The following is a 20,031-nucleotide window of genomic DNA, read 5'->3' as shown; positions in this document are numbered from 1 at the left end:
ATGCCGACCACGACGATCGAGACCACGGTGGCCGACCCGCGCTTCCGGCGCCGGATCGCCAAGGAACTGAGCTTCTGGTGGCGCCGCCAGGGCACCGACATCAACCACGTCATCACCCGTTTCGTGCCGCTCCCCGGCGAGACCGTCTACAGCGGACCGTTTCCGCTCGACGGACCGCCGGGCGCCCCGACCCGACCCTTCGCGCTGGTCGCCTGCGTGCTCGCGGCCGACCGCGGACCGCAGTTCCGGCGCGCGTACGCGTTCGCGGTGCGGGCCGCGCTGGGCCCGGAGGTGCCGCCCGACCGGGTTTTCGTCTCGTTCCAGCCGACCGACCCCGCCGACCACTTCACCCCGGGCAGCCCGGCCTGGGACGGCGGACCGGAAGCCGTCACCGCCGAGGAGGCGCACCGATGACCGACACCGAACTGCGCACCGCCGTCCGCGAGTCGGTGGCCGAGCTGCTGACCGTGCCGCTCACCGCCGACACCGACCACACCCTGCTCGCCGAGCTGGCCCCCGGCCGGTACGACAGCCTCGGCGTGCTCGACTGCGTCGGGCTGATCGAGCAGCGCTTCGACGTCTCCGTCGACCTGGTCGAGGACGACCTGCGCAGCACCTTCGCCAGCGTCGCGGCCATCGCCGCCCTGGTCGCGCGTAAGCAGAGCGACCAGGCCGTCCTACGGGCCGCGCTGTGACCACCGTCGCCGTCGGGACCGACGAGATCGCGTTCGCCACGTCCGGTTCCACGGGTGAGCCGGTGCGCTGGCTGCGTACCGCCGGGCAGGTGGCGGCCGAGGCCCGGTTGCTGGCCGACCTGTGCGCCGCCGGTGGCGTCGACGGGGTGCTGACCTACGCGCCCGGGCACCACCTCTACGGCTACCTGATGGGCACCGCGCTGCCGGCGCTGCTCGGGGTGCCGTGCCGCCCGGTGGCGCTGACCGAATCGCCGGTCGAGGCACTGGCCGGGCTGCGCCGGCCGTTGATCGCCGCCCTGCCGGCCAGCTTCGGCCACCTGGCGCGCTGCCGGTCGGCGCTGCGGGACCTGGACCACCTGGTGGTGGTGCACAGCAGCGCCGCGCTGCCCGAGGACGCGGCGGCGGTGCTCGCCGCGCTCGGGCCGGGCGCCCGGTTCGTCGAGCTGTTCGGCTCGACCGAGACCGGCCTGGTGGCCACCCGCACCTCGCCGGACGATCCGGAGTGGACCCTCGCGCCGGACGTGACGTTCGGCGCCGGATCGCTTACCCGGCCCGACACCGAAGCATCGGCCGGGGCCGATCATGACACTCTCCTCCCGGCCGCGTCCGGATCCCGCTCCGAGGCACCGGCTGGACCCGGGACCTTCGGACCGGGCGGGGCCCGGCCGGTGCCGCTGGTGGTGCGGAGTCCCCGGCTGGCCCGCCGGCCCGGCGAGCCGGTGCCGACCGAGCTGCGCCTGGACGATTTGGTCACGGTGACCGGTCCGGACACCTTCCGGTGGCACCGGCGGCGCGGTGAGCTGGTGAAGGTCAACGGCCGCCGGGTCGAACTGGACGCCGTACTGGCCCGGCTCGCGGTGGCCGCGCCGGGCGTACGACTGTCGGCCCGGCCGCACCGCGACGGGCTGCGCGGCGAGTGGTTCACCGTGCTGGTGCACACCGCCGACGCCGCAGCGGTGGCCGCCGTCCGGGCCGCCTGCCGCGACCTGCCGCCGTGGCAGCAGCCCCGCGCGGTGCACGCCGATCCCACCACCCACCTGGAGTTGTCATGACCCAGTTGTCCGAACCGATCCGGGCCGACGTCCCGCCGGACGAACCGGTCGACGTCGGCCGCGGCGGACCGGCGCCCTCGACCGTCCCGACGGCGGGTCCGGCGGTCCTGCGGGAGCTGGTCCGGGACGCGGCCCGGCTGCCGTACTTCGCCGAGAAGTACCGCGACGTGCCGCTGGTCGACGAGTTCGACTTCGCCGGCGTACCGGAGATGACCCGCGAGGACGTGACCGCGTCCGCGGCGCAGGTGCTGCGGGCCGGGCGGCGGCGCGGGCCGGCGTTCCTGTTCACCAGCGGTGGCAGCACCGCCGACCCCAAGCTCGCCTGGATCCCGTGCGCCATGCACCTGCCCGAGCTGTTGGCCCACTGGCAGCCGCTGTCGGCCCGGGACGTGCTGGCCAACCTGGCGATGCCCGGCCGGCTGTGGTCCGCGCACTACTGCTACAACCGGGTCGCGGAGCACGCCGGGGCCGGGGTGATCGGGCTCGGCAACATCGGCGACGACGAGCTGGGCCGGTGGTTGGACTTCCTGCACGCCAACGGCACCACCGCGCTGGCCGGCGTGCCGTCCCAACTGCTGAAGATCCTGCGGTACGCGGGCGAGCGGCGGCACCCGATCCTGTCCCGACTGCGGGCCGGCATCTGGTTCGGCGAACCCTGCGAGCCGGAGCTGCTGGAGCTGCGCGACCGGTACGCGCCCGACTTCGGTCTGTGGGGCAACTACGGCTCGACCGAGACCTGGGTGATCGGACACAACGGGCCGGGTTGCCCGGTGGACACCTTCCACCCGTTGCCGTACCAGCACGTCGAGCTGGTCGACGGCGCGGTGCTGGTGACGACGCTGCACCCGCAGGCGGTCAGCCCGGTGATCCGCTACCGGATCGGCGACCGGGCCGCGTTCGTGGCCTGCCCGTGCGGCGCCCCGGGCCGGGCGCTGCGGCTGGCCGGCCGGGAGGGCAACCTGATCAAGTTCGCCGGCACCCTGGTCAGCCCGACCGACCTGGTGGCGGTGGCCCGCGGCGTGGCCGGGGTCGGCGCCGCGCAGATCGCCGTGATCGCCGGCGTCGGCACCGAGACCATGGAGGTCCGGGTGGTCCCGGCGCCCGGCGCCGCGCCCGATCCGACCGAGATCCGGGACCGGGTCCTCGGCTCGCAGGTGGACCTCGACTTCGGGCTGCGCGGCGAGGACGAAACGTTCCGGGTGCGGCTGGTCGAGCGGCTGACCAGCAGTCCGCAGACCGCGAAGACCCCCGCCCTGGTCCGGGAGACCGCACCGTGACCGCGCCCACCAACACCGCCGGCGGCGAGGCCGCCACGACGGACGACGACCGCTACCCGCCGTCGCTGGCCCGGCGGGACGAGCTGTTCCGCGCCGGACTGCTCGACCCGGCCGAGCACCGGCGGCGGCTCGCCGCGCACGTGGCCACCGTCGAGCCGACGGTGACCGCCTTCGTCGGCCTGCGGCCGGCCGTGTTCGCCGACCCCGCGCTGCCGGCCGTCCCGTCGTTCACCGTCAAGGACACCATCGACGTCGCCGGGTACCCGACCGGGCTGGGCATCCGGTCCGGCTACCGCCGGGAGCCGGACCGCTCGGCCGGCCTGGTCGAGCGGCTCACCGGGCTCGGCTGGGTCTGCCTCGGCAAGGTCACCACCACCGAGTGCGCGCTGGGTTCGGTGAAGCCCAGCCGGAACCCGCGGCATCCGCACGTGAGCACCGCCGGTTCCAGCACCGGTTCGGCGGTGTCGGTGGCGGCCGGCTTCTGCGACGTCTCGGTGGGCAGCGACTCGGGCGGCTCACTGCGCTGGCCCGCGGTGTACTGCGGGGTCACCGCGCTGCGGTTGACGCCCCGACCAGAGTTGCTGACCGGGGTGCACTGCGTGGCGCCGAGCATGGAGTCGGTCGGGTTCGTCACCCGTACCGTGGCCGACCTGGACTGGCTGTGGCGCCGGTACGACCTGGCGACCGTCACCGGGGCGGCGGCCGGGCCGGTGCCGGAGCGGCTGCGGTTCGCGGTCAGCGTGCCGCCCGACGAGGCCGCACATCCCGAGGTGGCGGCCTTGCTGGACCGGGTACGCGCGGCGCTGGGCGCCGCCGGGCACCGGGCCGTACCGGTCGGATTGCCCGACGTGTGGCGGCAGCGCGGCCCGGCGGCGGCGTTGCTGGCCCGGGAGGCGCACGACAGCTTCGCCGCGCTGGCCGACCGGGCGGACGTCCGGCTCGGCGCGGACACCCGGGCCGCCGTCGCGCACGGCGCCGGCATCGACGACGACCGCTACCGGGCGCTGCGGCGGCGGCAGCGGGTCGCGGCCGACCGGGTCGCGGCGCTGCTGACCGACGAGTACGACGTGCTGCTGATGCCGCTGGAGACCGGCCTGCCGGACCTGGTGGACGCGCCGTCGGGCGGCGGCGCGCTGCCCCCGTTGGGCGGGGACGACGACGGCGGCACCGGTGTGGCGCTGACCCTGGTCGCCAACTTCGCCCGGCTGCCGGTGCTCGCCCTGCCGCTGGCGCTCTCCGGCGAACGCTCCCCGCTCGGCGTGCAACTGCTCGCCGCGCCCGGCGCGGAACCCGTGCTGCTCGCCGCCGGTCGGCTGCTGGAGTCGCTCGCCGAGGCGGGCCGTTTCGAGGGGCCCGCGGGCTCCGTCCACCCGGTCCCGGCCGGTACGAACGATGAGAGGAGAACCTGTCGTGCAGACCGATGAACCCGGGGCGGTCGTGGTCCTCGGCGCGCTCTTCGGCGCCCGTTACCCCCGGCTGGTGCCGGCGGCGACCGAACGGGGCCTGACCGTACTCGGCGTGGACACCCGGACGCCCGGCAAGGAACGGTTCGACCAGGCCCGCCGCAGCCACCCCGAGCACCCGCTCGCCGGCCTGGCGGAGCTGGTCTGGATCCCGGGTGACCGGCCCGAACAGGTGCTGGACCAGGTCGTCCGGTGGAGCGCCGGGCACCGGATCCGGGCGGTGCTGGCGTTCGGCGAGGACTACGTGGAGGCCGCGGCCGTCGTCGCCGACTGCCTCGGCCTGCCCGGTCCCGGCCTGCGGGCCGCCCGGGTGTGCCGCAACAAGCTGCTGCAACGGCGCTACCTGGCGGACGTCAGCCCGCGTTCCCGGCTGCTGCCGGCCGACCGGCGGGTCGAGGCGGCCACGGACTGGGCGCACTTCCCGGCGGTGGTGAAACCCGTCGGCCGGGAGGCCAGTTCCGGGGTACGCCGGGTCGCCGACCCGGCCGCGCTGCGGGCCGCCCTGGCCGGGTACGACGACACCGAGCCGGTGCTCGTCGAGGAACTCGTCGCCGGTCACGAGATCTCGGTGGAGGCGCTCGTCCAGCACGGTGAGGTGATCTTCTCGGCACCGACCGGCAAGCGGACCAACGAGTCCGGCGGCGAGTTCTTCGTCGAGATGGGACACACCGCGCCGGACCCCGAGCTGGGTCCGGCACGGACCGCCGCCGTGCTCCAGGTCAACCGGGAGGTGCTGGCCCGGCTCGGGTTCGCCGACGGGATCGCGCACGCGGAGTACCGGATCACCGCCGACGGCCGCCCGGTGCTGATGGAGATCGCCGCCCGGGCCGCCGGGGACAGCATCCTCGAGCTCTACCACCTGGCCACCGGTGCCCCGATGGAGGAGGCACTGCTGACCGTCGCGCTCGGCGAGCCGACCAGCTACCCGGCGACCCGCCGGTACGCCCGTCAGGTCTACCTGCCGCACCCGCCCGGGGTGCTGGCCGACGTCCGGGCCGACGGCCTCGACGCCCCGGTGACCTGGTTGGCCGAGCGCTGGATGTGGCCGCCGGTGCAGCCCCGGCCGGCGGACGCCGACGCCAGCGTGCAGATGGTGGTCGCCGGCCGGAGCGTCGGCGCCGAGCTGACCGAGATCCGGCAGTCCGGCGACCGGTCCACCATGTTCGTCATCGACGCGCCGAGCCCGGCCGAGTTGGACCGGCTGGAGGCCCGCTGCGTCGCGGCCGTCACCGTCGAGGTACGCGCCGAACTGCCGACGGCGGTGGCCGCGTGAGCCGCGCCGGTACGGCGGTCGCCGGCCTGTTCGCCGAGCGGATCGAGGCCCTGCGCCCGCCCGGCTACCGGCGGGTCGCCGCCGCCATGATGGTCACCAACCTGGGCAACGGTGCCCAGTTCGTGGCGAACGTCTGGCTGGTCCTGCAACTGACCGGCAGCCCGCGGGCGGTCTCCCTGGTGCTGCTCACCACGGCACTGCCCGGGGTCTTCTTCGGCCCGATCATCGGCGTCCTGATCGACAAGTTCCCGCGCCGGTTGGTGTTCGTCGGCTCCGACGTGTTCGCCGCGGTGGTGCTCGCGGTCACCCTGACCCTCTACGTCACCCAGCACCTGGCGACCTGGCACCTGTTCACCGCGGTGTTCCTGCTGGCGTTGACCGAGTCGACGTCGGTGCCGACCGGCACCACGCTGGTCCGCGAGATCGTGCCGGTGGACCGGCTGCTGGCCGCGAACGCGACGACCGGTGTCGCCGTGCAGACCGGCAACGTGATCGGCGCGGCGTTGGGTGGTGTCATCATCGCGGCCACCTCGGTCGCCGGGGTGCTGGCGCTGAACATGGTGTCGTTCCTGCTGTCGGCCGCGTTCATCGTCGGGGTACGGACCACCCGCCGGATCGAGCGGGAGGGCGGCGACGGTTGGAAGGCGTCCTTCCAGCGGGCCGCCAAAGGGCTGGACTACCTGCGTACGCACCCGAAGATGCTGCCCTCGTACGGGATGCTGCTGGTCCTGTTCGCCACCCTGTACCTGCTGAACACCCTGCTGGCGCCGTTCGCCGACCACGTGCTGGACGTCGGCGCGAGCGGGCTGGGCTTCATCGACGCGATGTTCGCCATCGGCGCCATCGTCGGCGGGATCCTGCTGCCGTTGTTCACCGCCCGGCTCAACCGGGACCGGATCGCCGCGCTCGGGGTGATCGGGCTGGGCCTGGCCCTGGTCGCCCTGGGTTGGTCGTCCGGGCTGGCCGTACCGATGCTGCTCTACGCCGCCTGCGGCATCTGTTTCCAGTCGTTCTACATCTTCCGCACCCGGGTGCAGGAGCAGGTACCGGTGGCCCTGCAGGGCCGGGTGATGGCGCTGCTGATCACCAGCGTCGGGCTGTGCCGCCTGGTGGTGTACGGCATCCTGGCCATCTTCGCCTCGGACTCCGCGCTGCGCGGGGTGTACGCGGTCGGCGGTGCCGCGCTGGCGGTGCTCGGCGTGGTGGTGACGGTCGGCGCGTTCCGCCGTCCGTTCGCCTCCGCGCCGCCCACCGAACCCGAACTGGCCGCGGCCACCGTCGTCACCGGGTCCCGACGGGCCGCCGGCCCGGGCGCCGACCCGGACGCCCGTTCGGCCACCGACCCGGGTGCCGGGCCGGACGTCGGGGGCGCGCCGGGACCGGACCGGACCGACCGCGAGGCCGTCGCCGTGGCCTCCCATCCCGAACGGAGCTGACCGTGTCCGCACGACCTCCGGCGCTGCTGCTGCTCGGCGGCTTCGCCGTCGCCTGGAACCAGCGCTACCTGCGCGCCGCGACCGACCGCGGCCTCACCGTCCTGGTCGTCGACGCGCCCGGTGCGCACGTGGCCGACCTGCTGCGGCACTGGCGCGACGGCGAGCACGCCGACAGCTATCCGGCCGAGGTCGCGCTGCTGCCGGCCACCGAGCCCACCGCCATCGTGGACCGGGCCACCGACTGGGCCGGCCGGTACGACCTGCGCGGCGTCTGCACGCTGCGCGAGGAGTACGTCGGGCCGGCCGCCGAGGTGGCCGACCTGCTCGGCCTGCCGTCACCGGGCCGGCGGGCCGCCCTGGTCTGCCGCAACAAGTTCCTCCAGCGCCGCTACCTGGCCCGGTGGAGTCCGGCGTCCACGCTGGTGCCGCCGGGCGACCGGGACCGGGCCGCGGCCGGCTGGCGGGCGTACCCGGCGGTGGTCAAGCCGGTGGGCCGGCTGGCCAGCTCGGGGGTACGGCTGGTGACCGACGCCGTCGAACTGCGGGAGTGCCTCGCCGGCTACCCGCCGGAGGAGACGCTGCTGTTCGAGGAACGCGCCACCGGCCAGGAGTTCTCCGTCGAGTCGCTGAGCCGCGCCGGCCGGCTCCGGTACGCCGAGGTCACCCGCAAGCGGACCACCGAGGAGGAGTCGGCCTGGTTCGTCGAGACCGGACACACCACCCCGCCGCCCGAACTCGACCCGGCCGCCCGGCGGGAGCTGCTCGCCACCCACCGGGCGGTGCTCGACCGGCTCGACTTCGGCACCGGCATGGCGCACGCCGAGTACCGGCTGGGTCCCGGCGGTCGACCGGTGCTGATCGAGATCGCGGCGCGGCCGCCCGGCGACAGCATCCTGGCGTTGCACTGGCTCGCCACCGGTGCCGCGCCGGAGGACGCGATCGTCGGGCTCGCCGTCGGTGCGGACGGGTCGCTGCCGGCACCGCGCCGGGTCGCCCGGCAGGTGTACCTGCCGCACCGGCCCGGGGTGCTCGCCGGGCTGACGGTGGACCCCGCGCTCGGCGTCGAACCGATCGGCTTCGACCCGTCGCTGCTGCGCGCGCAGGTCACCGACCGGGGCGCGGACGACGGACCGGCCGCGGTGCGCTGCGTGGTGGCGCTCAAACCACCTGGTACGCCGCTGGGCCCGCTCCGGGAGTCCGCCGACCGGGCGGCGATGTTCGTGGTGGACGCCGCGACGGCCGACGAACTCGACGCCGTCGAGCGGCGCTGCCGGGCCGCCGTCACCGTACGGGTGCTCCCGTGAACGCCGACCACACCGGGTCCGGGGCGCTGCCGGACTGGCCGTCGGCGGAGCGGGTCGCCGAGGTCACCGCCGAACTGCGTGGACGACCGCCGCTTGTCGACTTCGCCGACTGCGCGGCGCTGCGCCGCCAGCTCGCCGGGGTGGCCGCCGGCACGGCCACCGTGTTGCAGGGCGGCGACTGCGCCGAGCTGTTCGCCGAGATCTCACCGGCCGCCACCGCCGGCAAGGCGGCGCAACTGCACGAGCTGGCCGAGCTGCTGGCCGCCGGCACCGAGCGGCCGGTGGTACGGATCGGCCGGATCGCCGGGCAGTTCGCCAAGCCCCGCTCGGCGGCGGTGGAGCCCGGACCGGACGGCACCCCGCTGCCGGTGTACCGGGGCGACGCGGTCAACTCCGTCGAGCCCACGGCGCCGGCGCGCACCCCCGACCCCCGGCGCCTGCTCACCGCGTACGAGATGGCCGGGCGGGTGTTGGCGCACCTGCCGTCCGGGGTGTACACCAGCCACGAGGCGCTGCTGACCGAGTACGAGCGCGCGCTGGTGCGGACCGACCCGGCCACCGGCCGGCGGTACTGCTCGTCGGCGCACCTGCTCTGGGCCGGGCACCGGACCCGGCAACCCGCGGGCGGGCACGTCGACCTGCTGGCCGACGTCGCCAACCCGGTCGCGGTGAAGGTCGGCCCGGGTACCACCCCGGCCGACCTGACCGCGCTGGTGGACCGGCTCGACCCGTACCGGGAGCCGGGCCGGCTCACCCTGATCACCCGGTTCGGCGCGGGCGAGGTACGACGGCACCTGCCGACCCTGGTGGCGGCCGTCCACCGGCACGGCGCCCGGCCGGTCTGGCTCTGCGACCCGATGCACGGCAACACCATCCACACCGCCGACCGACGCAAGACCCGGGCGGTACGGGACCTGGTCGCGGAGGTGCTCGGCTTCGTCGACGTGCTGCGCGCGGCCGGTGGGCACCCGGGCGGGCTGCACCTGGAGATGTCCCCGCAGGACGTCACCAAGTGCGTCGAGCACCGGGCCGAGGCACTCGGGCAGCCCGCGCTGCCCCGCTACCGGACCGGCTGCGACCCACGGTTGAACGACCGGCAGGCCCGGCGGGTGGTGGCGGCCTTCGCCGCGGCCACCAGCCCACAGTCGCCACCGACTCTGGAGGTCAGTCATGCGTGAGCCCGCCACCGCGCTCCGCGCGTTCGCCGAGGGCGCCGGTCTCGACGCCGCGCCACCGGTCCGCCCGGACCTGCTCGCCCTGCCGGTACGGGAACGACTGGACCGGATCGCCACCGGCCGGCTCGATCCGGCGCACTGGCGCGACACCGTCGACGAGTGGGCGTTCCGGGCCGACGCCCGCTACCGCGCCTGCGTCGACCTGCGCTCCACCGAGGCACCGGTCCGGGTGGGCGTCAAGGACACCGTCGACGTGGCCGGCTTCCCCACCCGGCTGGGCCTGCGCCGGCACCGGCACCACCCGCGCCGGTCGGCGGCCGTGCTGCGCGGGTTCCCGGCCGGGGCGTCGGTCGGCCCCGCCGGGCCGGGTGGGCCGGGTGGGCCGGGCACGCCGGGCCGGACGGGCGGGCCGGACGGCGCCGGTCCACCGGGCCGCGCCCACGGGACGCTGACCGTGGCGGTGAACGCCAAGGTGGTCACCACCGAGCTGAACATCGGGCTCGGCTCCGGCTGCGGCAACCCGTACTTCCCGCACATCGACCCGGCCGGCTCCAGCACCGGCTCGGGGGTGGCGGTGGCCGCCGGCATCTGCGACCTGTCGCTGGCCACCGACGTGCTCGGTTCGGCGCGCTGGCCGGCCGGTCGGTGCGGTGTGGTGGGCCTGCGGACCACCCACGACGAGCGGCTGCTGGACGGGATCTTCCCGCTGTCGCCCTCGATGGACGCCCCGGGCTGGATCGCCCGTACCCCGGACGACCTGGCCTTCCTCTGGTCGTTGCTGGGTCTGCCGCAGGCCGTGGACGGCGGTCGCCGGCTGCGGCTCGGGCTGGTGCAGGAGGTCCTCGACGACGACGCCGAGCCGGAGGTGCTGGCCGGTCTGGAGGTGGCCGTCCGGGGTCTCGCGGACGCCGGGCACGAGGTCCGGCCGGTCCGGATCGGCGCCGCGTGGCTCTACCGCGGCGCCGCCTGGGAGTTGTGCGCCCGGGAGGCGTGGGACGGCTACCAGGTCTGGCGGCGGTGGCTCGGCGACGACCTGTCGGAATCCACCCGGCTCGCCCTCGCGGCCGGGCGGACGGTCACCGACCGGCGGTACGCGGAGATCCGGGCCGCCCAGGCCCGGGGACGCGCCGCGGTGGCCGGTTGGTTCACCGCCCAGCAGGTGGACGCCTGGCTGTTGCCGCTCGACCCGGACCTGCCCCGGGCCCGGGACGCCGCACCACCGGCCAAGACGATCCCCACCGCCGACCAGGACGACTACGCCCGGGACATCGGCTACACGCCGGTGGCGAGTTTTCTCGGGCTGCCGGCGATCACCCTGCCGGTGGGCCGTACCGATGACGACGCGCCGCTGGCGATGCAGCTCGTCGGGCCGCCGCACAGCGAGGCGACGCTGGTCCGGCTCGCCGGCGACCTGGCCGCCGCGGTCGGCGACCTGAAGCTCGTCCCGCGCTGACCGGCGGGCGGCGGGCGGCGGCCGGGCCGGCGACGACCCGGCGGCGCCCGCTCCGCCGGGTCGGTGTCAGTCGTGCAGGCGTAGTTCGGCCCGGACGGTGTCGCCCTCCCGCTTGATCAGCGCGCCGCAGCGGTGCAGCACGCCGAGCGCCGCCGAGTTGCCCGCGGTGGTGTCGGCCACCACCACCTGGGCGCCGACCTGGGCTGCCTCGTCCAGCAGCGCGCGCAGCGCGGCGAACCCGATGCCCTGGCCCCGGGCCGAACGGCCGAGCCAGATGCCGGTCTCCAGGGTTTCCCGCTCGTCCCGACGGGTCATCCGGATCATGCCGACCACCTGACCGCCGGCCTCGATGGCGTACATCAGGGTGCGGGTCGGTCCGTCCAGGCCGCCGTAGCTGGCCCGGTGGAACTCGCGGAACGCCTCCCGCCGGGCCTGGGACCAGCCGGCCGGCGCGTCGACCGGCGGCATCACGTCACCCGGCTCCGCCTCGGCGACGGCTACCGACAGCAACGGTTCCAGGGTCCTCTCGTCAACCGGCGTCAGCCGGACATCGCTCACCACGAGCGGGAGTTTTCCCCGCACGCGTCGAGCCGTCCAGCCGTTTCCAGCGATCCCCGCCGAGCGGTCGGCAAGACTGGCTGGTGGGCCACGGTGGGTGACCGGGCGGCCGTGTCCCGACTCACGACGGCACACCCCGAGGCGCCGGAACCGCTACCCTGCGCCGTCCGGATCCGGCCATCGGGGCCGAACAGGGCGGACATGGTCGTACCGGTTGCCCGGCCGTCCGGGCCGGCGGCGGATCCGGCGGCGGATCCGGCGGCGGATCCGGCGGCGGATCCGGCGGCGGATCCGGACAACGCGGGGACGGACATCACGCCGACGGGTAGCGTCAAAATCACGTTCGGTAGTGAATCGGCGGAGCCGGCACGGTCGGCGCGGCCGGCTCCACGAGGAGGGGGTGCGGACGATGGTGGAAATGCTGCACGAGCGGGGCCTGCGGTCCGAACACATGTATATGGCGGGCTTCGCCAGCATCGGTATCTCGGTCGTCTGCTGGGCGATCTCGCAGAAGTTCGAGCACGCCGGGGTGGACCGGGCCGACCGGTGGGGCATCTTCGTCGGCGAGTGGGCGCCCACCTTCATCGGCCTGGGCAACGCACTGCGCACCTACGAGAAGTAGTCGCTCACCGCCGACGGGTACGGCTGCGGGTGGCCCGCAGCCGACGCAGCCGGCCGATCAGCACCGGCTCGGCGGCCAGCGCCGCGGGATTGTCGAGCAGCCCGTTGAGCAGTTGGTAGTAGCGGGTGCCCGAGAGGTCGAAGGTGTCCCGGATGGCCTGCTCCTTGGCCCCGGCGTGCTTCCACCACTGCCGCTCGAAGGCGAGGATCCGCCGGTCCCGCTCGGTCAGCGCCGCCGGCGCGCCCGCCTCGGGTTTCGCCTCGCCCGGCCGCGGGTCGTCGATCTCGGCGGTGCCGGCGGTGTCGGCCGCGTCGTCCGGGCCCGGCTGGGCCGGCACCGGCTGGCCGGGAACGGGTGGCGCCGACGCCTCGGTCGCCGGGCGCGGGGCGGGCACCGGTGCCGGGCCCGCAGCCACCGGGCCCGCCGGACCTGCCGGCCCGGCCACCGGTCCGGTGGTCGACTCGTCGACCTGCCGCGCGTCGCGGGCGGGCTGCACGGCGCTCCTCAACGGTCGGGTGAGCTGGGTCCATCAGCCTAGTCGGACCGGGCCGGGCACGCAGCAACCGCGGTACGGGGACGCTGCCGCCCCCGTACCGCGGTCGGTCGGACCGCTCGCCGGTCAGGTGATGTCGCGCCGGCGCATCGTCCACATCGCCGCGCCGAGGGTCAGCACCACGCCGACCACCAGCAGGGTCGAGGACATCTGCCAGGTGATCTCGAAGGTCTCCGGCTTGCACTCGCCGGAGTACGAGGCGTTGCAGGAGTTCCAGTTCTGCAACTCGATCTTCTTCTGCATCCAGGCCAACAGGTACGTCGGCAGCAGGTACGCCTCGGTGAACTTGACGTTGGCCATCGACAGCAGGATGCCGAGGCCGAACTGGCCGACGACGGCCACGCCGAGCGCACCACCGAGCGCCAGCGCCGTGTTCCGGCCGAGCGAGGCCAGCGCGAAGCCGACGATCCCGGCCACCAGCACCAGGGCCACGCCACGCAGGCCGGTCAGCCCGAACGACTGCCAGACCCCCGAGGTCATCTTCTCGGTGCTGCCGCGCAGGTTGGCGATGAGCCAGAAGATCCCGGTCCAGGCGGCGGCCGCCAGCACGGTGACGCCGAGCGTCGCGGACAGCAGCGCGCCAAGCTTGATCAACAGTACCTTGAGCCGCTGGGGTCGCCAGAGCAGCAGGTTCATCATCCCGCCGGTGTTCCACTCGGCGCCCACGAAGGACGCGCCCGCGGCGAACGCGACCAGGGCGAGGATCCCCGCGAACGCGGTGATCATGACCTCGAACTTGCCCCGGAAGTCGAAGGTGGCCGGCATGAACCAGGCGGCCTGGAAGCTGTCCTGGGTGGGCGGGGTGATCTGCTCGCAGTCGGACGGAAAGTGGTCGTCCTTGGAGCCGGCGGCCTTGGCCTGCTGGCACTCCTTCTTGAACTGCTCGGCGCCCCGGACGGATTCCTGGTACTGCGCCTGGGCCTCCTGTTCGGCGGCGGCCCGCTGGGCCGGGCCGATCTTCTGGTTGGTGAGGAAGGTGCCGGCCGCCACCGCGAGCAGGATCAGCAGCCCGGCCAGCGTCAGGTAGCGGACGAACCGCCGCTTGCGCAGCCGGCGCAACTCGGTCTTGTAGAGGCTCATACTCCCCAACCTCCCTGGGCCGGTGCGGTCGGCTCGCCGGCCACCGCGGACTGGTCGACCTGCCGGTTCTGCCCGGGCACCGGCGCGGTGGCGGTCAGCTCCAGGAAGACGCTCTCCAGGTCGACGGCGACCGGCGCCAGCTCGCTGACGTAGAGGTCGCGGCCGGCCAGCGTACGGGTGATCAGCGCCGGCTTGTCGACGCCGTGCACCATCAGGTGGTCGTCGGCGGTGGTGACCTGGGCGCCGGAGGCGGTCAGCGCCTCGGCGGCCAGCGGCAGGTCGGTGACCGCCTCCAGCCGGACCCGTACGCCGTTGCCGGCGTGTCGGGCGAGCACCTCGGCGACCGGGCCGGCGGCGACCCGGCGGCCCAGCGAGATGATGGTGACCGAGTCGCAGATGAGCTGCACCTCGCCGAGGATGTGGCTGGACAGCACGACGGTCATGCCGGACTCGGCCAGCCGGCGCATCAGCGCCCGCATCTCCCGGATGCCGCCCGGGTCGAGGCCGTTCGCCGGCTCGTCCAGGATCAGCAGCTTCGGGTTCTTCAGCAGTGCGGACGCCACCGCGAGCCGCTGCTTCATGCCCAGCGAGTACGTCTTGACCCGTTCCTTGGCGCGGTCCCGCAGGCCGACCAGTTCCAGCACCTCGGCGACCCGGCTCTGCGCCACGTCGCCGGCCCCGGCCAGCAGGGACAGCGTGTCCTGGGCGGTGAAGTGCGGGAAGAACTGCGGGCTCTCCACGATGGCGCCGACCTGGCCGGCGACGTCGGGCAGCGCGGCGGGGACATCCTGGCCGAGGATGCGCATCCGGCCGCCGTTGGGCTTGATCAGCCCGAGCAGCGTACGCAGGGTGGTGGTCTTGCCGGAGCCGTTGGGCCCCAGGAAGCCGTGCACCTGGCCCTGTTCGACAAGCATGTCGAAGCCGTCGAGGGCCTGCCGGGTGCCCCGGCGTCTGCTCTTGTAGGTCTTCCGGAGACCTTCGATCTCGAGTACGGCAGTCAAGCCGAGCTCCCGGAGTCGGAGTGATATGACAGGCGACACCATACCCGGTATGCATCAGGTCCGGTGCCCGTCCACCCGGAACGGACAGAACGGGGTAAAGGTTCAGGCGGTGATGACCTGCACGCCCGCGTCGGCGAAGGCGCGGACCACCGCCGGATCGGCGCCGGAGTCGGTGACCAGGGTTTCCACCCGCTCCACCGGGCAGATCCGGGCGAACGCGTGACCGCCCAGCTTGGACGAGTCGGCGATGATGACCACCCGCTTCGCCCGGGCCACCATCAGGTTGTTCATCGACGCCTCGCCCTCGTGGTGGGCCGCCGCGCCGAGTTGCGGGTCGATCGCGTCCACCCCGAGCAGCACCACGTCCAGGGTCACCTCGCGCAGCAGCGCGCCGCCGAGCGGACCGACCAGCTCGAACGACTGCGGGCGGACCACCCCGCCGGCCACCACCACCTTCATCCGGGAGCGGACCAGCAACTCGTTGGCGATGTTCAGGGCGTTGGTCACCACGGTCAGCTGCGCGCCCTCGGCGCTGGTGTTCAGGTCGGGGCGGACGGCCAGCGCCCGGGCCACCTCGGTGGTGGTGGTGCCGCCGTTGAGACCGACCACCATGCCCGGCGAGACCAGGGCGGCGGCGGCCGTACCGATCCGCTGCTTCTCGGCGGAGTGCTTGGCCGTCTTGTAGCGCAGCGGCAGGTCGTAGGAGACCCCGTTCGCCACCGCACCGCCCCGGGTACGGGTGATCATCTGCTGCTGGGCGAGTTGGTCGAAGTCCCGACGGATGGTGGCCTGCGAGACGGCCAACCGGTTCGCCGCGTCCTCCACGCTCACCCGGCCACTGTCGGTCAGCAGTTCGAGCAGCGCGTTCCACCTGGCGTACCGGTCCACCGCGGCCTCCATGCACGGACGGTGAGTGATTGCGTGCACAATAGTGCGCAAAACCTCGCCGCGCAAACGGCTGACCTGCGCGATCGAGCAAAATGTTGCCAGGGTCGGCGAATTTCACGCAGAATGACGCGCGAAAGAAGGCCTGTCCGAACCGTATTGCGCAGAGCGCGCGTCCGCGAGGAGCCCTGCATGTCGTACGTCGACGCGGAGATCGCCAGCCAGCCCGAATGCTGGCTCGAAGCCGGCGCGCTCGCCGCCGGATCGGCCGCCGCCCTGCCCCGACCGGGCGAGCGGGTGGCCGTGGTCGGCTGCGGCACCTCCTGGTTCGTCGCGATGGCCTACGCCGGCCTGCGGGAGAGCGCCGGACAGGGCGAGACCGACGCGTTCCAGGCGTCCGAGTTCCCCACCGGGCGGCGGTACGACCGGGTCCTCGCGATCACCCGGTCCGGCACCACCACCGAGGTCACCGACCTGCTGTCCGGCCTCGCCGGGCGTACCCCGAGCACGGTGCTGGTCGGCGACCCGGCGGCGCCCGCCGCCCGGCTGGCCACCGACGTGCTGGCGATGCCGTTCGCCAACGAGCGGGCCGTGGTGCAGACCCGCTTCGCCACCAGCGCGCTCGCCCTGCTCCGCGCCCACCTGGGCGCGAAGGTGTCGACGCTGGCCGCGGACGCCGAGGTGGCCGTGCGGGCCCCGCTGCCGATCGACCCGCGCCGGGTGGAACAGGCGACCTTCCTCGGCCGCGGCTGGACCGTCGGGCTGGCCCACGAGGCCGCCCTCAAGTGCCGGGAGGCCGCGACCTTCTGGTCCGAGGCGTACCCGGCGATGGACTACCGGCACGGCCCGATCTCGGTCGCCGGACCGGGCCGGCTGGTCTGGGCGTTCGGCGAGATCCCGGCCGGGCTGGCCGAGGACATCGCGGCGACCGGGGCGGTCTTCGTGCACAGCCGCACCCACGGCCGCCACACCGTGCTCGGTTCCTGGGCCGCCGGGCGTACCCCGCTGGACCCGATGGCCGACCTGATCCTGGCCCAGCGGTTCGCGGTGGCGCTGGCCGCCAGCCGGGGTCTGGACCCGGACGCGCCGCGGCACCTCACCCGCTCCGTCGTGCTCACCTGACCGGCCCGCAGGTGGCAGTGGATCAACCGTCGCCGGGCGACGTCCGAGCGGAATCCCCCGACGGCACGGTCGTCGTCGCGCTCGACGTCGGCGGCACCGGGATCAAGTGCGCCCTGGTCGACCTGGACGGCACCCCCCGGCACCTCGAACGGCACCCCACCGGCGCCGACCGGGGAGCCGACGCGGTGGTCGACACGATCGTGACGGTGGCGGCCGGACTGGCCGACCGGGCCCGGGCCGCCGGTGACACCCCGGTCGCGGTGGGCCTCGCGGTACCCGGGGTGGTGGACGAGGCCGCCGGGGTGGCCGTCTGGTCGGCGAACCTGGGCTTCCGGGACGTACCGCTGCGGGACCTGGTCGGCGCGCGGCTCGGCCTGCCGGCGGCGCTCGGCCACGACGTGCGGACCGGCGGCCTGGCCGAGGCCCGGCTGGGTGCCGGGCGGGGCGAGGACCACGTGCTGTTCGTCGCGATCGGCACCGGCATCGCCGCCGCGCACGTGGTCGGCGGCGCCGCCGCGGCCGGCGCGCACGGCGCCGCCGGCGAGCTGGGTCACGTCGTGGTACGTCCCGGCGGGCCGCGCTGTGGCTGCGGCCAGTCCGGCTGTCTGGAGGCGGTAGCATCTGCGGCCGGGGTGGGCCGGCGGTACGCCGAGCTGACCGGCACGCCGGCGACCGCCGCCGAGGTGGCCGCCCTGGCCCGCGCCGGCGAACCGGCCGCCGTCCGGGTGTGGGCCGAGACGGTGGACGCCCTCGCCGACGGCCTGGTCGTCGCACAGGCCCTCCTCGACGTACGGACCATCGTCCTCGGTGGTGGACTGGCCGAGGCCGGCGCCGACCTGCTCGACCCGTTACGGGTGGCGCTGCGGCACCGACTGACCTTCCATCGCGAGCCGCGACTGGTCCGCGCGACGCTCGGCGACGAGGCCGGCTGCCTGGGCGCGGCCCTGCTCGCCCTCGACACTTGAGGAGGTGCGGTAGACAGTGCGGGTCAACGGCAAGGTGGTCACCCCGTCCGGGGTCATCCGACAGGGCTGCGTGGAGACCGACGGTGAGCGGATCACCGCGGTGGCCGAGTATCCGAGCGTCCGGGACGGGCACTGGATCCTGCCCGGCTTCGTCGACATCCACACCCACGGCGGGGGCGGGCACACCTTCACCACCGGGGACGTCGACGAGGCCCGGGCCGCGGCCGACTTCCACCTGCGACACGGCACGACCACCATGCTGGCCAGCCTGGTCAGCTCGCCCTTCGAGCTGATGCGGGACGCCACCGCGGCGCTGTCCCCGCTGGTCACCGAGCGGGTGATCGCCGGTCTCCACTTCGAGGGGCCGTACCTGTCGACGGCGCGCTGCGGGGCGCAGAACCCGGCTCACCTGCGCGACCCGTCGATCGAGGAACTGCGCGAACTGATCGATCTCGGCGGCGGCGCGGTCCGGATGGTCACCCTGGCCCCGGAACGTGCCGGCGCGCTCGACGCGGTCCGGTTCCTGACGGAGAACCGGGTGGTGGCGGCGATCGGGCACACCGACGCCACGTACGACCAGACCTGCGCCGCGGTCGCGGCCGGCGCGGCCGTCGGCACCCACGTCTTCAACGGCATGCGGCCGCCGCACCACCGCGAGCCCGGCCCGGTGTACGCCCTGCTCGGCTCCGACGAGGTGATCTGCGAGCTGGTCGCCGACGGGGTGCACCTGCACGACGGCACGCTGGCCTTCGCCGCCACGGTCACCGGACCGGACCGGGCCGCCCTGGTCACCGACGCGATGTCCGCGGCCGGTATGCCGGACGGCGAGTATGAACTGGGCGGTCAGGCGGTGCTGGTCGCCGACCAGGTCGCCCGGCTGGCGAACCCGGACGGTACGCCCGGCCCGATCGCGGGCAGCACCCTGACCATGGACGCCGCCCTGCGCCGGGCCGTCGGGGCGGGCATCGCCGTCCCGGACGCCTCCCGGATGGCCTCCGCCACCCCGGCCCGGGCGCTCGGCCTGGACCACCAGGTCGGCTCGCTGCTGGCCGGCTGGCGGGCCGACCTGGTGGTCCTGGACGACGACCTGCAGGTGGTCCGGGTCATGCGCGCCGGCGCCTGGGTCGACTGACCCGACGCCCCGCGAGTGGCTCGCCGCCGCCTGCGCGACCGCGCCGGTCAGAAGTGGGCGGCGGCCGGCCGCTGCGGGTCGAACGGGGTGATCTCCAGGCTGCCCCGCCCGCAGATCCGCCACGGTCCGGTGAGGACCAGGTGCGCCGAGTCGCCGGGCGGGCTCAGCCACAGGGCGGCGGCGCCGGGTTCGCACGGCGCCTTCTCGAAGCCCTCGGTCGGGACGTTGGTCGTCGTGATCGACACGTACGCCGTACCGCCCGGACCCAGCACCACCCGTTTCGCGGTGCCGGTCCGCTGCGTCGTGGTCCGCAGGGTCGAGCCGCGCACGTCCACCGCCCGGAAGGTGGCGAAGCCGGTCAACGAGCAGGCATGTCCCGAGGTGTCCGTCAGGGCGTAGAAGGAGGTGCCGCTCCCGGCGTGGCCGTCGCTGCCGATGCCCCGCGCCGACAGGTCCGCGGCGTGACAGACCGGCGTTCCCCCGCCCGCGGGCGGCGCCGCCGGGGAGGGCACCGCCGCCGGGCTGTCGGTCACCGGCGTGCCGGTCGTCGGGCCGCCGGTCGCCGGGCTGCCGGTCACCGCCGGGGTGGGTGATCCGTTCGACGGCTGGCCGACCGGTGCCGGACGGGCCGACGTGCAGGCTGTGGGCAGCAGCAGCGCCGCGCCGGTCAACAGCACGGCGATCGACCCGCGCGCGGAGCGGCCGTGCTGGGCGCGAATCCCGGGGCGCCCGCCCGTCGGCTCGTCGCCGCGCCGACGACCGACCGCGAGGGAAGGTGGAAAAATGTTCATCCGGTGCCTCCTGACCGCCGCGCCGGGGTCCGGCGGACCCGGCGGCGCAATCTCGTCGTGCCGATCGGCCGACACCTTCCAGACGTCGGTGGCGGGGGGCGAGTTGCCGGCACGCCGGGTCAATTTCACGACAGTCAGGGCCCGTGACCTCGGCAGACCCGCCGGACGGCGCCCGTCGGGGGCCCGGTCGGCGG

Annotated in this window: 20 protein-coding genes; 14 read left to right on the top strand and 6 right to left on the bottom strand. The window is 74.7% G+C overall.

Going from position 1 to position 20,031, the window contains the following annotated elements; translation table 11 throughout:
- The 10 genes from ACFOX0_RS00795 to ACFOX0_RS00750 are packed head-to-tail and all read left to right on the top strand — an operon-like array spanning position 1 to position 11,128.
- Positions 1-414, top strand: a complete 414-nt coding sequence (locus tag ACFOX0_RS00795) for a hypothetical protein (RefSeq protein ID WP_377541416.1) — start codon at positions 1-3, stop codon at positions 412-414.
- A complete protein-coding gene (locus tag ACFOX0_RS00790; RefSeq protein WP_377541415.1) occupies positions 411-695 on the top strand; it encodes an acyl carrier protein in 285 nt (94 codons plus the stop codon). Before ACFOX0_RS00795 ends, ACFOX0_RS00790 begins: the two co-directional genes overlap by 4 nt.
- Positions 692-1,747, top strand: coding sequence for an AMP-binding protein (locus ACFOX0_RS00785; RefSeq protein ID WP_377541414.1), 1,056 nt, complete (start codon positions 692-694; stop codon positions 1,745-1,747). Before ACFOX0_RS00790 ends, ACFOX0_RS00785 begins: the two co-directional genes overlap by 4 nt.
- Positions 1,744-3,024, top strand: coding sequence for a phenylacetate--CoA ligase family protein (locus ACFOX0_RS00780; RefSeq protein WP_377541412.1), 1,281 nt, complete (start codon positions 1,744-1,746; stop codon positions 3,022-3,024). The genes ACFOX0_RS00785 and ACFOX0_RS00780 overlap by 4 nt, the downstream gene beginning before the upstream one ends.
- Positions 3,021-4,448 (top strand): amidase family protein, encoded by a 1,428-nt coding sequence (locus ACFOX0_RS00775; protein ID WP_377541411.1) that lies wholly within the window; start codon positions 3,021-3,023, stop codon positions 4,446-4,448. Before ACFOX0_RS00780 ends, ACFOX0_RS00775 begins: the two co-directional genes overlap by 4 nt.
- On the top strand, positions 4,435-5,760 hold the full coding sequence (locus ACFOX0_RS00770; protein WP_377541410.1) for an ATP-grasp domain-containing protein: 1,326 nt from the start codon (positions 4,435-4,437) through the stop codon (positions 5,758-5,760). Before ACFOX0_RS00775 ends, ACFOX0_RS00770 begins: the two co-directional genes overlap by 14 nt.
- Entirely contained in the window at positions 5,757-7,196 is a 1,440-nt protein-coding gene (locus tag ACFOX0_RS00765; RefSeq protein WP_377541409.1) for an MFS transporter, read from the top strand. Before ACFOX0_RS00770 ends, ACFOX0_RS00765 begins: the two co-directional genes overlap by 4 nt.
- A gap of 2 nt (positions 7,197-7,198) precedes the next feature.
- Complete coding sequence (locus tag ACFOX0_RS00760; protein ID WP_377541408.1) at positions 7,199-8,500, top strand: ATP-grasp domain-containing protein; 1,302 nt, start codon at positions 7,199-7,201, stop codon at positions 8,498-8,500.
- Entirely contained in the window at positions 8,497-9,678 is a 1,182-nt protein-coding gene (locus ACFOX0_RS00755) for a 3-deoxy-7-phosphoheptulonate synthase (protein WP_377541407.1), read from the top strand. Before ACFOX0_RS00760 ends, ACFOX0_RS00755 begins: the two co-directional genes overlap by 4 nt.
- Positions 9,671-11,128: an amidase family protein gene (locus ACFOX0_RS00750; protein WP_377541406.1), complete on the top strand. Its 1,458-nt coding sequence runs from the start codon at positions 9,671-9,673 to the stop codon at positions 11,126-11,128. The genes ACFOX0_RS00755 and ACFOX0_RS00750 overlap by 8 nt, the downstream gene beginning before the upstream one ends.
- Positions 11,129-11,194: 66 nt before the next feature.
- Here the strand turns inward: ACFOX0_RS00750 and ACFOX0_RS00745 are convergent, their stop codons facing one another.
- A complete protein-coding gene (locus ACFOX0_RS00745) occupies positions 11,195-11,689 on the bottom strand; it encodes a GNAT family N-acetyltransferase (protein ID WP_377541405.1) in 495 nt (164 codons plus the stop codon).
- A 406-nt stretch (positions 11,690-12,095) separates the two neighbouring features.
- Between ACFOX0_RS00745 and ACFOX0_RS00740 the strand changes: the two genes are divergently transcribed.
- Positions 12,096-12,308, top strand: coding sequence for a hypothetical protein (locus ACFOX0_RS00740; RefSeq protein WP_377541404.1), 213 nt, complete (start codon positions 12,096-12,098; stop codon positions 12,306-12,308).
- A gap of 4 nt (positions 12,309-12,312) precedes the next feature.
- Here the strand turns inward: ACFOX0_RS00740 and ACFOX0_RS00735 are convergent, their stop codons facing one another.
- The 4 genes from ACFOX0_RS00735 to ACFOX0_RS00720 all read right to left on the bottom strand — a co-directional run bounded on the left by ACFOX0_RS00735 (position 12,313) and on the right by ACFOX0_RS00720 (position 15,830).
- Positions 12,313-12,804, bottom strand: a complete 492-nt coding sequence (locus ACFOX0_RS00735) for a DUF3263 domain-containing protein (RefSeq protein ID WP_377541403.1) — start codon at positions 12,802-12,804, stop codon at positions 12,313-12,315.
- A 123-nt stretch (positions 12,805-12,927) separates the two neighbouring features.
- Positions 12,928-13,941: an ABC transporter permease subunit gene (locus ACFOX0_RS00730; protein ID WP_377541401.1), complete on the bottom strand. Its 1,014-nt coding sequence runs from the start codon at positions 13,939-13,941 to the stop codon at positions 12,928-12,930.
- On the bottom strand, positions 13,938-14,855 hold the full coding sequence (locus ACFOX0_RS00725; RefSeq protein ID WP_377541850.1) for an ABC transporter ATP-binding protein: 918 nt from the start codon (positions 14,853-14,855) through the stop codon (positions 13,938-13,940). The genes ACFOX0_RS00730 and ACFOX0_RS00725 overlap by 4 nt, the downstream gene beginning before the upstream one ends.
- 189 nt (positions 14,856-15,044) lie before the next feature.
- Positions 15,045-15,830 (bottom strand): DeoR/GlpR family DNA-binding transcription regulator, encoded by a 786-nt coding sequence (locus ACFOX0_RS00720; RefSeq protein WP_377541849.1) that lies wholly within the window; start codon positions 15,828-15,830, stop codon positions 15,045-15,047.
- Positions 15,831-16,019: 189 nt separating this feature from the next.
- On the opposite strand from ACFOX0_RS00720, the gene ACFOX0_RS00715 reads away from it, so the two are divergent.
- The 3 genes from ACFOX0_RS00715 to nagA are packed head-to-tail and all read left to right on the top strand — an operon-like array spanning position 16,020 to position 19,046.
- On the top strand, positions 16,020-16,949 hold the full coding sequence (locus tag ACFOX0_RS00715; RefSeq protein WP_377541400.1) for an SIS domain-containing protein: 930 nt from the start codon (positions 16,020-16,022) through the stop codon (positions 16,947-16,949).
- A 17-nt stretch (positions 16,950-16,966) separates the two neighbouring features.
- Positions 16,967-17,914, top strand: a complete 948-nt coding sequence (locus ACFOX0_RS00710; RefSeq protein ID WP_377541399.1) for an ROK family protein — start codon at positions 16,967-16,969, stop codon at positions 17,912-17,914.
- 16 nt (positions 17,915-17,930) lie between these two features.
- Complete coding sequence (gene nagA, locus ACFOX0_RS00705; protein ID WP_377541398.1) at positions 17,931-19,046, top strand: N-acetylglucosamine-6-phosphate deacetylase; 1,116 nt, start codon at positions 17,931-17,933, stop codon at positions 19,044-19,046.
- A gap of 47 nt (positions 19,047-19,093) precedes the next feature.
- Here nagA and ACFOX0_RS00700 read toward each other — a convergent pair whose 3' ends face one another.
- Entirely contained in the window at positions 19,094-19,837 is a 744-nt protein-coding gene (locus ACFOX0_RS00700) for a DUF4232 domain-containing protein (RefSeq protein WP_377541397.1), read from the bottom strand.
- Between the last annotated feature and the right edge of the window lie 194 nt (positions 19,838-20,031).

The sequence above is a fragment of the Micromonospora zhanjiangensis genome (assembly GCF_042650605.1).
Classification (GTDB): domain Bacteria; phylum Actinomycetota; class Actinomycetes; order Mycobacteriales; family Micromonosporaceae; genus Micromonospora_J; species Micromonospora_J zhanjiangensis.
The sequence above is the reverse complement of the archived record's forward strand: the minus strand, read 5'-3'. Positions and strand labels throughout refer to the sequence as shown.

What these genes read in the sequence shown, in the direction of transcription:
- ACFOX0_RS00725 (WP_377541850.1), bottom strand. Translation starts at nt 14,855, where the DNA reads ATGCTTGTCGAACAGGGCCAGGTGCACGGCTTCCTGGGGCCCAACGGC.
- ACFOX0_RS00795 (WP_377541416.1), top strand. Translation starts at nt 1, where the DNA reads ATGCCGACCACGACGATCGAGACCACGGTGGCCGACCCGCGCTTCCGG.
- ACFOX0_RS00780 (WP_377541412.1), top strand. Translation starts at nt 1,744, where the DNA reads ATGACCCAGTTGTCCGAACCGATCCGGGCCGACGTCCCGCCGGACGAA.
- ACFOX0_RS00730 (WP_377541401.1), bottom strand. Translation starts at nt 13,941, where the DNA reads ATGAGCCTCTACAAGACCGAGTTGCGCCGGCTGCGCAAGCGGCGGTTC.
- ACFOX0_RS00740 (WP_377541404.1), top strand. Translation starts at nt 12,096, where the DNA reads ATGGTGGAAATGCTGCACGAGCGGGGCCTGCGGTCCGAACACATGTAT.
- ACFOX0_RS00715 (WP_377541400.1), top strand. Translation starts at nt 16,020, where the DNA reads ATGTCGTACGTCGACGCGGAGATCGCCAGCCAGCCCGAATGCTGGCTC.
- ACFOX0_RS00750 (WP_377541406.1), top strand. Translation starts at nt 9,671, where the DNA reads ATGCGTGAGCCCGCCACCGCGCTCCGCGCGTTCGCCGAGGGCGCCGGT.
- ACFOX0_RS00700 (WP_377541397.1), bottom strand. Translation starts at nt 19,837, where the DNA reads ATGAACATTTTTCCACCTTCCCTCGCGGTCGGTCGTCGGCGCGGCGAC.
- ACFOX0_RS00790 (WP_377541415.1), top strand. Translation starts at nt 411, where the DNA reads ATGACCGACACCGAACTGCGCACCGCCGTCCGCGAGTCGGTGGCCGAG.